Consider the following 12,877-nt stretch of genomic DNA (forward strand, 5'->3'; position numbering starts at 1 on the left):
GTTTTAATTCTTATGATATAACTTATTAATTTTTCCTAATAACTAAAGCCAAAATAGTAACAACAACTGATGCTATTGATATATAAATTCCTGTTTGAGGACCAAACATTGCTGCTGATTGTCTCGTTTTATTTGGCGCTACCATTACCACATCATTTTGTTTTAAATGATAATATGGAGAATTGATAAAGTCGGATTTTGTTAAATCTATATAAGCTTTAGTTCTAACACCATCTTGCTCACGGACGACAAGCACCCTATCCCTTTTACCATAAATAGTTAAATCACCAGCCAAACCTAACGCATCCACTATTCTAGTTTTTCCATCAGGAATAATATACTGTCCAGGTCTGTTTACCTCTCCCAAAACAGTAACTTTATAGTTAGCATACTTCACGCTTACTGTAGGGTTTACAATATACCTTTTTAATTTATTGGATAGCTCTTGTTTTAAATCCTCTAAAGTTTTTCCATTAGTGTCTATTTTTCCTAACACAGGGAAATCTATGTATCCTGTATCATAAACCGTATAGGTAAATCCACTAATTGGTGCCTGATTTCCCATGGGACTATTCCCTTCTGCAAGGGAATAAGCTCCAAGTTTATTAGAAGGTGTAACTCCCTGGTTAAATGGTGCAACAACAGACATATCCTTTGCCGTTACCAATATAGATATCTCATCACCACGCTGTATAGTTGTCTGAGAAGCTCTTGTATAAGCATCTTCCGCTTGTTTTTCTATATCTTGCATATACTCTATATCATTTTTCGTTTTACACGAAAAAATAAAAAGTGACACAAACAACAACGTCAAGTAATTTCTAGCTTTCATAAATTTCATCTAATTTTGCAAATATACAACTTTTAAAGTACTATTTATCCAAACATTCAAATACCGAGTCATTACTTCTAAACTCTCTAACTATCTCCTTCAAAATTCTAACCACCTCTACTTTATCTCTACCTTTAGCTTTCTCATATATTCTAGATGTTAATTCATCTATTTCTTCATACAACATAACTGAGTCCTTAGAAATCATGATTTTCTCGTGATACGTAGGAAGGGTTTTTGTATCATCACTCAAAAGTTCTTCATACAGTTTCTCCCCTGGTCTTAGACCTGTATAAATAATTTTTATATCTACATCTGGCTCTAGACCAGACAATTTAATCATTCTTCGCGCAAGATTGAGTATCTTCACAGATTCCCCCATATCAAACACAAATATTTCTCCTCCTTTTCCCATAGTTCCTGCTTGTAAAACAAGTTCACACGCTTCAGGAATGGTCACAAAATACCTTACTATTTCAGGATGTGTAATTGTAACTGGACCACCCTTCTCTATTTGTTTTATAAAATGAGGAATTACAGAACCGTTAGAACCTAAAACATTACCAAATCTAGTGGTAATAAATTTAGTCTGATTATCTTCCTCATTTTGAAGAGCTTGCACAAAAAGCTCTGCAGCTCTTTTAGAGGCTCCCATTACATTAGTAGGATTAACAGCCTTATCCGTGGAGACCATTACAAACCTATTAACTTTAAAACGACTAGACAAAAGTGCCAAGTTCTTACTTCCTTGAATATTAACTAGAGCGGCTTCATGCGGATTGTTTTCTATCAAAGGAACATGCTTATAGGCGGCCGCATGGTACACCATAGAAAAATTATATTCTTTAAATACCGACTCTAATCTTTCCTTATTAGTTATATCAGCCAGTATAAATTCAAACTTGATATCAGGGTAGTTTTCCTCCACCTCCAACTGTATCTCATGTAAAGGAGTCTCCGCTTGGTCTAGAACAACTATTAACGAAGGTTCAAACTGTGCTACTTGCCTTACTATTTCACTCCCTATAGAACCTGCTCCTCCTGTTACTAAAACCGATTTTTGATGATGCCTCTTTTTTACTTCCTCATTTTCTATAACGATAGGCTTTCTATTAAGTAAATCTTCTATTTGAAAATTTTTAATATTACTCCCATCATTTCTCAACTTTTGAACGGTCGGAGATTTAAATACCTTTAAATCTTTCTCTAAAAACAAATTAACCCATTCTGCAATCTCCTCTATTGAGGCTGTATTACTACCAATTAAAACTCCATCTATACCTAAATATTCTCTGGTAGTCTTTTCTAAAAAATCTCTGGTATAAATTCTCTTCCCCAAGAGTTTGGCTTTCCTTGAATCCTTTCGAGCAGTAATAAACCCGACGACCTCGTATGGTAAAAAAGGATTACCCATCACCGCTTTTGCAATAGCAACCGACTCTTCTCCTATTCCCAATAGTAATATTTTTTTTCTTAAGTAGCTTCTCCTGTATTCTTTTGCCCATTGAAAAATTTCCTTCACTACCAACCTAAAAACAAAGAGAACCGTAAAAGAAATACAGAAATATATCAGAAGGATGGGAAACAGTAGTAATTTCTGTTTAAAAAAGAAAAAATATATGTAAGTAACTGTACCTAAAGTAAAAACTGTGCAAAAACTAGCTAATAAAATTTTAGATAAATCTACAAAGGTGGAATGTCTAATAATCCCCGAGTAAGTACGAAACAAGAACATAAAAAAGATATTTACACCTAAGACAACCGCATACTTCTGGTAAATACTAAGTACATAGGGATAACTTACAGAAGACAGTTTACCCACCACCCCATAGGACAACATAAGCGAAACTATCAAAAACAAAACATCTATGAGAAGTACCATCCATCTAGGCAAATACCTAATATTAGAAAGACTAATCATATTATCCCCTCCGTAGATCTTATTTTTCAGTTCACTAAAGTTCATTTTTCAACCATACTAATTTGTCGCACAAAGATAGTAAATTCAAGTATTCCCATAGATATTAAAAATCAGTTTTCATTTATTTATTTTCATTATAAAGAACTACCCCTCCCATTAAAATATTGATTTACAGACATTTGAACAACATCTAATTCATACCCTTTTCCTAGCAAGTATCTAACAGCTCGTTGCTTTTTTTCAAAATCAGTGCCACTTTTTAAACTATTGATATATTTTTCAGTTAATTTATTCAGTACCTCAAGATACTCTTCCTCATCAATTTCCTCCATAGCTATATTTATGAGTTTTTCAGACACTCCTTTAAATTTAAGATGACTTACTATTTTTTTTCTTCCCCAGCTTTTATGATAAAACTTCCCTCTCACATAACTTCTTGCAAAACGCTCTTCGTTAAGGAAATTCTCTCTCATGAGATAAAGTAAGATTTCATCTTTAGCTTCAGGAATAAGCATAAATTCTCTCATTTTTTGCTCTACCTCTTGATGACAACGGTCTTGATAGGTACAATAATTTACCATCTTTAGTTTAATTTCGTCAAAAGTGAACAATTTTTTCTCCATAAACATCAAAGCAAAAAATTTCGAAGGTAAATCATTACCTCCGAAATATTATATTACACTTATTAAAAATAATTAGTACTGAAATAACGGTCTACTAGACATCAGATCATTCACTTGCTTTTTAACCTCTTCTAAAACAGAATCATTATTAAGATTAGAAACCACTTTAGAAATTAGTTCAGCTACGGAATCCATATCGTTTTCTTTAAGTCCTCTAGTGGTAATTGCAGGAGTTCCCAATCTGATGCCCGAAGTAATGAACGCTGATTTATCATCAAACGGCACCATATTCTTATTACAAGTAATATCTGCTTTTACTAAGGCTTTTTCTGTCTCCTTACCGTTAACACCTTTATTACGAAGGTCTACCAACATAAGATGATTATCTGTTCCTCCACCTACGATTTCAAACCCTCTATCTATTAAAGCATTAGCCAAAGCCCTTGCATTAGCCACTACTTGTTTAGCGTAGGTTTCAAATTTACCATCTATCGCCTCTCCAAAAGCTACTGCTTTAGCCGCTATTACATGCTCTAGCGGACCGCCTTGTATCCCTGGAAATACCGCACTATCTAGTACTGCACTCATCATTTTGGTTTCCCCTTTAGGCGTTTTATGACCATAAGGGTTTTCAAAATCTTTACCTAACATTATCAAACCTCCTCTAGGTCCTCTTAAAGTTTTATGTGTAGTAGTAGTTACCACATCGCAGTAAGGAAACGGAGAACTTAATAAACCTTTAGCAACCAATCCTGCAGGGTGTGCAATATCTGCCCAAAGTGTAGCTCCTACCTCATCTGCTACCTCACGAAATTTAGCATAATCTAAATCACGAGAATACGCCGAATATCCTGCTATAATAAGTTTTGGCTTTACTTCTAAGGCTTTCTGACGCATAGCTTCGTAATCTATCAGCCCTGTTTCTCTTTCTACACCATAGAACTGTGCATTGTATTGTATTCCTGAAAAGTTGACAAACGAGCCGTGCGTTAAATGCCCTCCCATTGATAAATCTAATCCCAATATTGTATCTCCAGGTTTAAGACACGCTAAATAGATAGCTGCATTAGCTTGCGAACCAGAATGTGGCTGAACGTTAGCATATTCTACTCCAAATAGTTGTTTTGCTCTATCTATCGCTAATTTCTCTACTTCATCAACAACCTCACAACCACCATAGTAGCGTCTTCCTGGATAGCCTTCAGCATATTTATTAGTAAGAACACTTCCCATAGCTTTCATCACTTCATCAGAAACAAAGTTTTCAGAAGCAATTAGCTCTATACCATGTGTTTGGCGTGCTCTTTCTTGCTCTATCAAATCAAAAATTACATCTCTCATATTTTATCTTTTTAATATCTAAATTTATAAAGTTCCAAATTTAATAAAATCCCAACATTCTCATAGTGTACTTTCAAAATATTTTTTACAATACTATTTTTAAAGACTAAGCAACCTTTAGAAAAAAGCGATAAATCAATCTATATTTTCTTAAATTTGCAAGAATTAAAATGACATAATATGCTACCTAAAATAAATCCCACACATACAACTGCTTGGCAAAAATTAACTTCTCATTTTGACCGAAACGATTTTGATCTTAGAGAACTATTTAACAATACTAATAGATTTAATGAGTTTTCTATCAAAAAGGAGAATTTCCTATTTGATTACTCCAAAAATCTCATTAACGAAGAAACCAAGCAATTACTCATCAATCTAGCTAAGGAGGTCAAACTCAAGGAGGCGATAGATAGTATGTTTTCTGGAGAAAAAATCAACGAAACCGAACAAAGAGCGGTTCTGCATACTGCCTTGAGGGATTTTTCCGACAGAGAAATAATAGTGGACGGAGAAAATATCAAACCAAAAATACAGAAAGTATTGCAGCAGATGAAACACTTTTCAGAAGCTGTAATTTCAGGTAAACACAAAGGTTTTTCGGATAAAGAAATCACCGATATAGTAAATATTGGCATTGGAGGTTCAGATCTTGGACCTGTAATGGTTTGCTCTGCTCTAAAGCATTTTAAGACAAGGCTTAATGTTCACTTCGTTTCTAATGTGGACGGAAATCATTTGGCTGAAACTTTAAAAAACCTCAATCCTGAAACTACTCTTTTCATCATTGCTTCTAAAACTTTCACTACACAAGAAACGATGACCAATGCACTTTCTGCAAAGGAATGGTTCTTAAAAGCAGGAAAAGAAGAAGAGGTGGCTAAACATTTCGTGGCATTATCTACCAATATTGAAGCGGTTAAAAGTTTTGGTATTTCGGAAGAAAATATTTTTGAGTTTTGGGACTGGGTTGGTGGTAGATACTCTTTATGGAGTGCTATTGGTCTTAGCATTACGCTATCCATTGGTTATGATAATTTTGAAGCTTTATTAAAAGGAGCTTACGACACTGACAATCATTTTAAAAACACTGAATTTGAACACAATATCCCTGTGATTATGGGATTGCTTGGCGTTTGGTACCGTAATTTCTATGCTTCTACCAGCTATGCTGTGTTGCCTTATTCGCAATATCTAGACCGTTTTCCTGCTTATCTACAACAAGGCGATATGGAAAGTAACGGAAAGTCTGTGGACAGAAATGGAGATTTTGTGGAGTATCAAACTGGTCCTATTATATGGGGAGAACCAGGTACTAATGGACAACACGCCTTTTACCAGCTCATTCATCAAGGTACAGAACTTATTCCGTCGGATTTTATTGCTTACACTCAATCTTGCAATAAAGTAGCCGACCATCAAGAAAAACTCTTAGCTAACTTTTTTGCCCAGACCGAAGCCCTTGCTTTCGGTAAAACCGAGGGAGAAGCTAAAGCCGAACTAGAACAACAAGGGAAAAGTAAGGACGAAATTAAAGCACTTCTTAATCACAAAATATTCTTAGGAAATATCCCTACCAATTCTTTATTATTTAAAGAACTTACACCATTCTCTTTAGGGCAACTAATTGCTTTGTACGAGCATAAGATTTTCGTTCAAGGCGTTATTTGGAATATCTTTAGTTTTGACCAATTCGGTGTGGAACTTGGTAAAGTTTTGGCAGGAAATATTTTAACGGAACTGAAATCATCAGAAGTTACCCAATCTCACGATAGTTCCACCAATGGTTTAATCAATTATTTTAAAGATAACCGATAATCTTCAACACATAATAAATCTAATAAAAAGTATATAGTAATGGCTCAAATTTTAGACGGATTAAAAATATCCAAAGAAATCAAAGCAGAAATTAAAGCAGATGTAGAGAAAATCAAAGCATCTGGAAAGCGTTTGCCTCATCTTTCCGCTATATTAGTAGGAAATAATGGTGCAAGCAAAGCTTATGTTAACTCTAAAATTAAAGACTGTGCAGAAGTTGGCTTTCAGTCGTCTTTACACAAGTTTCCTAGCACGGCATCAGAAGCCGAAGTTTTGGAAAAAATAAAAGAACTCAACGAAAATCCAGATGTAGATGGCTTTATTGTTCAATTACCGCTTCCGAAACAGATGGATCAGGAGAAAATCATTATGGCGATAGACCCAAGAAAAGATGTAGATGGTTTTCACCCAGAAAACTTTGGAAGAATGGCTCTAGAAATGGATACCTTCTTACCTGCAACACCTTTCGGAATTCTTACTCTCCTAGAACGCTACCAAATAGAAACCAAAGGAAAACATTGTGTTATTATCGGTAGAAGTCGTATTGTAGGACGCCCTATGAGTATTCTAATGGGAAGAAAAGATTTTCCAGGAAACTCTACGGTAACACTTACCCACTCTTACACTCCTCATATAGAAGATTTTACAAGAAATGCAGATATTGTAATTACTGCTTTAGGCGACCCTTATTTCTTAAAAGGAGATATGATAAAGAAAGGAGCTATCGTGATAGATGTGGGCATTACGAGAGTAGATGACGATAGTGAAAAAGGCTATAAACTAGCGGGCGATGTAGATTTTGACAGCTGTGCTGAAAAAGCCTCATGGATTACGCCTGTACCAGGAGGTGTAGGACCTATGACCAGAGCTATGCTAATGAAAAACACACTATTAGCCTACAAGCACACCATATACAAAGACTAACCATTTGGAAAAGGAACACTTCTTAAATCATATCAGAGAAATCATCTCTCTTTCGAGGGAAGAGTTTGATGAAATTTGGGAATATTTTAGTGTTAAAAACATCAGAAAAAAACAATTCCTAGTACAAGAATACCAAACTTCTAATGAAATTTATTGGGTAGCGTCAGGAATTTTCAAATCCAGTTTCTTTGATACAGATGGTAAAGAACATATTCTCCAGTTTGCCTCTAGTGGATGGTGGACTGGAGATTTTTCCGCATTTTACAAGCAACAAAAAACACAACTTTCCATAGAATGTTTAGAAAACGGTAGCGTACTTGCCATTACTCAACAAAATATGGACATTCTTTGCCAAAAGTTTCCTCTATTAGAAAGATTTTTCAGAATCAAAACTAATTTCGGATATATTGCATTACAAGAACGCATCATTTCCCTTATAACACAATCTGCCAAACAACGCTACCAAAATTTCTTAGAACAATACCCTCATTTAGTACAAAAACTACCTAAACAAACCATTGCTAGTTATCTAGGCGTTTCTAGAGAAACTCTTAGCAGACTTTCTTTAAAGGAATAGTAAGACTTAACTTACTATAAAAATTGCTCTTGTGATTTACCTCACACTTTTTTTGTGATTTATATCCTTAGACCTCTAAGCACATCCATCTATCTTTGCACAAGAAATTAATATTAAACACTAAAAATTAAAAAGATGTCACAAGAATTAAGTAATCAACCTGTATTTGATGGTGTAGGTTATGAGCCTTCTCCACTATCATTATCTATGTTCGTTGCTCCAAAAACCGACTACGATTTCACCCAATACCCTAACGCTAATACAGATAAAAACAAAAAAGTACTAGTAGTGTGTACTGAAGAAAAATATATGACTATGCAAAATGGTAAGAAGTTTTCAACAGGTAACCACCCAGTAGAAACCTTAGTACCAATGCTACATTTAGATGCAGCAGGCTTTGAGGCAGAAATATTTACTCCTACAGGTGCACCAGCCGTTTTAGAAATGTGGGCTATGCCTTCCGAAGACGAAGCAGTAAAAGGTATTTTTGAAAAGTATAAAACTAAATTTGAAACACCTAAAAGTTTAAAAGAATTTGTAGCAGGAGATATGGCTTCCGAAACTGAATATGTAGCTGTATTTTTACCTGGTGGACACGGTGCTATGCTAGGACTACCAACAAATGATGATTTAAAAAAGATAATCCATTGGGCATATCAACATGAGAAATTTGTACTTGCTATTTGCCATGGCCCTGCAGCATTATTAGCAGCAGCACATAATGAACCTGCGGAAAACTTCCCATATAAAGACTACAAAATAAAATCTTTCCCTGACATTATAGATACGCAAACGCCTGCTATTGGCTATGTACCAGGAGAAATGCCTTGGTTCTACGGGGAAAAACTAAAGGCTCTAGGCATAGAAATTCTTAATGAGGATATTTCAGGAGCATGCTACACTGATAGAAAATTAGTAACAGGTGATAGCCCGCTAGCCGCGAACAATTTCGGCAAAATGAGTGCTGAAGCTCTACTAAGATAACTTTTTTCTATTTTCATATCTTTCATACAAAACCATTTCTTGAGAAATGGTTTTTTAATTAAATCTTCCCAAAGTCTAATCCATTTGATTGTATTTTCTCATCAGTTTTTCGTAGAAGTTTTGTGGCAGTAACCATTTTAGAGGTACGCCTATCTTCTGCCCCAACTTACCAAAATAATAATGGGCTCTCCATTGTTTTTTAGTCAAAAGATTTTCTATATATTCAGCTACTTTTATAGGCTCTGTACCGTCGTCCACATGGGCGTTCATCACTTGGTAAACTTTATTGAACGTATTTTTATATGGCTCTGATACTTGAGATTGCACTCTGTGATTGGCAATATTAGTCTTGATGTCGCCTAAATGCAAAGAACACACTTTGACCCTCCATTCGGAAACTTCGTACCTCATCGCTTCCGTTACTTTATCCAAAGCAGATTTTGATGCTGAATAAAATCCTCTAAAAGGCAAGCCCATCTCACTCCCTATACTAGAAATATTGATGATAGCACCTTCTTTTTGCTCCCTCATACTTGGCGTTACTGCTGTCATCATCTGAACTGCCCCCACCAAATTAAGATTAAAGAGTTTATGTATATCTTCTTTAGACGCATCTTCTACCGCTCCTACCATCCCCATACCTGCATTGTTGATGAGAATATCTATCGCTTTTTCTTTTGATAAGATGTGATTTATAGCTGATTTAACTTGTTCGTTTTCGGTAATATCTGTTGCAATGGAAGTAAAATAAGGACTCTCTACTGTTTTTCTACTCAATCCGTAAACGACATAGCCTTTCTTGCCAAAATATTCTGCTAAACAGAACCCTATCCCAGTAGAAGTTCCTGTAATTACCATAACTCTATGCTTCGCCATACTTTTATTTTTCTTTTGATAATGTTTTAAAATCTTCCCAAAAATAAGGGTACGATTTTTCTACTACACTTGCGTCTTCTATCTTTATATCTCCCACCAACGCATACGGTGCAAAACTCATCGCCATACGATGGTCGTGGTAGGTTTTAATACAAGGGATTTCTTCCACTTGGAAAAACCTCGCACTTTTGATGGAGTCTTCAGTAATTTCCGTTTCTAAGCCTATCTTTAAAAGTTCGTTTTTAAGAGCGACCAGCCTATCCGTTTCCTTCACTTTAAGCGTAGCTAAACCTTCTATTTGAAAATGAACTCCCAACGCTGCCGCCGTTACACAAACGGTTTGAGCAATATCGGGGCAGTCATTCATATCCAAATTAATTTTTAGAGGCTGTTTAAAATCTTTTATAGGTGTTAAAACTAAGCGTTCTCCATTTTGAAATTGAGTTTCTACCCCAAAGAAATCCCTATAAATCTTTACTAAAGCCTTATCGCCCTGCATAGAGGTTTCCTTAAAACTTTCTAAAGCCACCTGCTTCTTCCCAATAGCCACCAATGAATAAAAATAAGACGCCGAACTCCAGTCGCTTTCTACCGTATATTCCTTGTTGTCTGTTGCAAGTTCTTTTTTTAATGGTTTAACCTCAATAGTTTGACCTTTAAATTCAGTTTCGATGCCTAAATCGGAAAGCATTTTTAAAGTCATTTCTAAATAAGGACGAGAAGTGATGTGCCCAACTAAAGCTATTTTCAACCCATTTTCCAGAAAACCAGCCACCAATAATAACGAACTGATAAACTGAGATGAAACCTCCGCCGAAATAGAAACTTCATTCTTATATAGTTTCTTCCCTACAATTTTTAATGGTGGACAGCCTTCCTTTTCAAGATAAGTGATTTCTGCTCCCAAACTCTTTAAAGCCTCCACAAGTGGAGCAATAGGGCGTTGTTTCATTCTGTCCGAGCCTGTCAATATCGTAGTTCTCCCTTCTTGAATAACAAAGTAAGAGGTTAAAAAACGCATTGCCGTCCCTGCGTGATGAATGTCTATCACCTCATCATTAGAGTATAAAGCCTTTTGTAAAAGCTGAGTGTCTTGGGCGTTAGAGAGGTTGTTAATCTGTAAATCTCCCAATAATCTTTGCAATATCAAAAGTCGGTTAGACTCGCTTTTAGAACCTGATATACTAATGATTTGGTGGTCTAAAAGCTCCGATTTTTTTAAATAAAGGCTTTCCATTCTATTTTTTCAGCTTTTCATTATTGGCGTGTCTTTCGGCATCTCGTTCGGTTTTTAGTTTCATCTTCTTGTCAAATGCTGACTGCAAGTCCACTCCCGTTTGGTTAGCTAAACAAAGTGTTACAAAAAGTACATCTGCCAATTCTTCGCCCAAATCTTTAGTTTTATCCGTTTCTTTTTCGCTTTGCTCTCCGTATCGTCTTGCAATAATCCTTGCCACTTCGCCCACCTCCTCGGATAAGATAGCCATATTCGTTAATTCATTAAAATAACGAACGCCCACAGTCTTTATCCATTCATCTACTTGATTCTGTAATTGTTGAATTTCAGCCATTTTGAATATTAATTATTGGTATGCCCCTATACTTGGGTTGTTGGTTCTTGACTCTTGTGTAATATCTTTTGGTGCTTTCTGAGCTGAAGTTAGATTGGCTTTGCCTTTAGCTGGTGATTTATCTTGTAATCTTAGATTCATTTTTGAGGTAAAATAATTCACGAAAAGAGGGTCTTCATTCTTTATAGAATTAACCACCGATGCGTTACCGTCCCAATTATACCCCGAATCCGAGCCATATTTAACTAATGAATTCTGGAAAGAATAATCAAAAACTTGCCCTATGCTAGGCTTTAAAACAATGGCATTATTCGCCTTTCCATAAACAATGGTATTTTTGAGTTGAAGGTTTAACGGAGCATATACTTTTTGACCGTTTGCATCAGTCCATTCGTTATAAGCCTCTATGCCCAAAGGTGTGTAAACAGATTTTAATGAAAAGTAATTAGCCAATGTTGCGTGTAGCAAATCGTAAGTTCCACCTTTAAAGATGCCTATATTAGCCGAGCCACAGTTGTTAATCACTAAGTTTTCTGCATTTACCGTAGCGTTAATCCCTTTAATCCCATAATCTTGGAAAGTATGGATAATGGTGTTTTTTAAATTTACTTCGGCGCGATTGGCTTCAATTCCTGTATTTCCACCGAATATTTTGGCATAATTCACATTAGCTCTTGCTCCTTGTTCTAGCACTATACCGTCCCAATTTGCAGGAATGGTATCATATCTCGCCTCGTTCCTATGCCCTCTCATAATGACTTCCTTTTGGAAGGCTCCATTGATGTTCAGCTCGGAATTTTTAGCAATCTTTAGTCCCGAGTTTTTATAAAAATAGACTTTAGTCCCTTCTTCTATTGTGAGCGTTTTGCCTTCTGCAAGTTGTAAAGTTCCGTAAATAATTTTAGCCTTAGTAGAATTCCAAGTCGTGTTTTCTGTAATTATTTTAGGATTATCTTTAGTTGAAACAAAAAACTCTGCATCTTGCACTACGGAAAGTAGTGTTACCTTTTGATTATCATTCTTACCAAACAAAATTTGGTCTTCCACCACCATTTCTGTGGTAGTTGCCACTGGAGCTATTTCTACGAAGATATAAAGGCTGTCTTTTCTACGAAGTACCACATCTGCAAAATCAGTCCCTGCCTTGCCATCTACATTGATACGGTATGGAGAAGCACTGCCTTTTTCTAAATGGATTCTAGGTATTTTAATGTCTTTATCTTCATCGTTATAGACCTTTATAGCATAGGTTTCTGAACGAGTGTTATGGTAAACGGTATCTAAAACCAAAGTGTCTTTAGAAAATCTCAACGGTAAAGAAGGTTCTTCAAAAGCAATATCTTGCCTACAAGAAACCAAAAACAAACTCATTAACAGAACAATACCTACTAGGATTGATTTCATTTCGTT

The 12,877-nt window shown here is 35.6% G+C and carries 12 protein-coding genes; 4 read left to right on the forward strand and 8 right to left on the reverse strand.

The window, feature by feature from the left end:
• Nucleotides 1-25 precede the first annotated feature (25 nt).
• From RA0C_RS04765 to glyA, 4 genes are all read right to left on the reverse strand, one after another.
• The gene (locus RA0C_RS04765; protein WP_014411264.1) at nucleotides 26-841 is read right to left on the reverse strand and encodes a polysaccharide biosynthesis/export family protein; all 816 of its coding nucleotides are present in this window, start codon (nucleotides 839-841) and stop codon (nucleotides 26-28) included.
• 31 nt (nucleotides 842-872) lie between these two features.
• Entirely contained in the window at nucleotides 873-2,798 is a 1,926-nt protein-coding gene (locus RA0C_RS04770) for a polysaccharide biosynthesis protein (RefSeq protein ID WP_013446908.1), read from the reverse strand.
• An 89-nt stretch (nucleotides 2,799-2,887) separates the two neighbouring features.
• The gene (locus tag RA0C_RS04775; RefSeq protein WP_004918270.1) at nucleotides 2,888-3,382 is read right to left on the reverse strand and encodes a regulatory protein RecX; all 495 of its coding nucleotides are present in this window, start codon (nucleotides 3,380-3,382) and stop codon (nucleotides 2,888-2,890) included.
• Between the two features lie 66 nt (nucleotides 3,383-3,448).
• The gene (gene glyA / locus RA0C_RS04780; RefSeq protein WP_004918268.1) at nucleotides 3,449-4,717 is read right to left on the reverse strand and encodes a serine hydroxymethyltransferase; all 1,269 of its coding nucleotides are present in this window, start codon (nucleotides 4,715-4,717) and stop codon (nucleotides 3,449-3,451) included.
• Between the two features lie 180 nt (nucleotides 4,718-4,897).
• Between glyA and pgi the strand changes: the two genes are divergently transcribed.
• From pgi to hchA, 4 genes are all read left to right on the forward strand, one after another.
• Nucleotides 4,898-6,535 carry a glucose-6-phosphate isomerase gene (gene pgi, locus RA0C_RS04785; RefSeq protein WP_013446909.1) on the forward strand — a complete coding sequence of 546 codons (1,638 nt, stop codon included), beginning with the start codon at nucleotides 4,898-4,900 and terminating at the stop codon, nucleotides 6,533-6,535.
• A gap of 39 nt (nucleotides 6,536-6,574) precedes the next feature.
• Nucleotides 6,575-7,459 (forward strand): bifunctional 5,10-methylenetetrahydrofolate dehydrogenase/5,10-methenyltetrahydrofolate cyclohydrolase, encoded by an 885-nt coding sequence (locus RA0C_RS04790; RefSeq protein ID WP_013446910.1) that lies wholly within the window; start codon nucleotides 6,575-6,577, stop codon nucleotides 7,457-7,459.
• A gap of 4 nt (nucleotides 7,460-7,463) precedes the next feature.
• The gene (locus RA0C_RS04795) at nucleotides 7,464-8,036 is read left to right on the forward strand and encodes a Crp/Fnr family transcriptional regulator (RefSeq protein ID WP_013446911.1); all 573 of its coding nucleotides are present in this window, start codon (nucleotides 7,464-7,466) and stop codon (nucleotides 8,034-8,036) included.
• A gap of 135 nt (nucleotides 8,037-8,171) precedes the next feature.
• Nucleotides 8,172-9,020 carry a glyoxalase III HchA gene (gene hchA, locus RA0C_RS04800; RefSeq protein WP_004918262.1) on the forward strand — a complete coding sequence of 283 codons (849 nt, stop codon included), beginning with the start codon at nucleotides 8,172-8,174 and terminating at the stop codon, nucleotides 9,018-9,020.
• Nucleotides 9,021-9,095: 75 nt separating this feature from the next.
• Here the strand turns inward: hchA and RA0C_RS04805 are convergent, their stop codons facing one another.
• From RA0C_RS04805 to RA0C_RS04820, 4 genes are read right to left on the reverse strand one after another with little or no spacing between them, the layout of a single operon-like run.
• Nucleotides 9,096-9,896 (reverse strand): SDR family NAD(P)-dependent oxidoreductase, encoded by an 801-nt coding sequence (locus RA0C_RS04805; RefSeq protein WP_004918260.1) that lies wholly within the window; start codon nucleotides 9,894-9,896, stop codon nucleotides 9,096-9,098.
• Between the two features lie 4 nt (nucleotides 9,897-9,900).
• Nucleotides 9,901-11,133, reverse strand: a complete 1,233-nt coding sequence (locus RA0C_RS04810; protein WP_004918258.1) for a 3-phosphoshikimate 1-carboxyvinyltransferase — start codon at nucleotides 11,131-11,133, stop codon at nucleotides 9,901-9,903.
• 1 nt (nucleotide 11,134) lies between these two features.
• The gene (locus tag RA0C_RS04815) at nucleotides 11,135-11,467 is read right to left on the reverse strand and encodes a nucleotide pyrophosphohydrolase (protein WP_004918256.1); all 333 of its coding nucleotides are present in this window, start codon (nucleotides 11,465-11,467) and stop codon (nucleotides 11,135-11,137) included.
• A 12-nt stretch (nucleotides 11,468-11,479) separates the two neighbouring features.
• Nucleotides 11,480-12,871, reverse strand: a complete 1,392-nt coding sequence (locus RA0C_RS04820; RefSeq protein ID WP_004918255.1) for a hypothetical protein — start codon at nucleotides 12,869-12,871, stop codon at nucleotides 11,480-11,482.
• Between the last annotated feature and the right edge of the window lie 6 nt (nucleotides 12,872-12,877).

Source organism: Riemerella anatipestifer ATCC 11845 = DSM 15868 (assembly GCF_000252855.1).
Lineage (GTDB): Bacteria > Bacteroidota > Bacteroidia > Flavobacteriales > Weeksellaceae > Riemerella > Riemerella anatipestifera.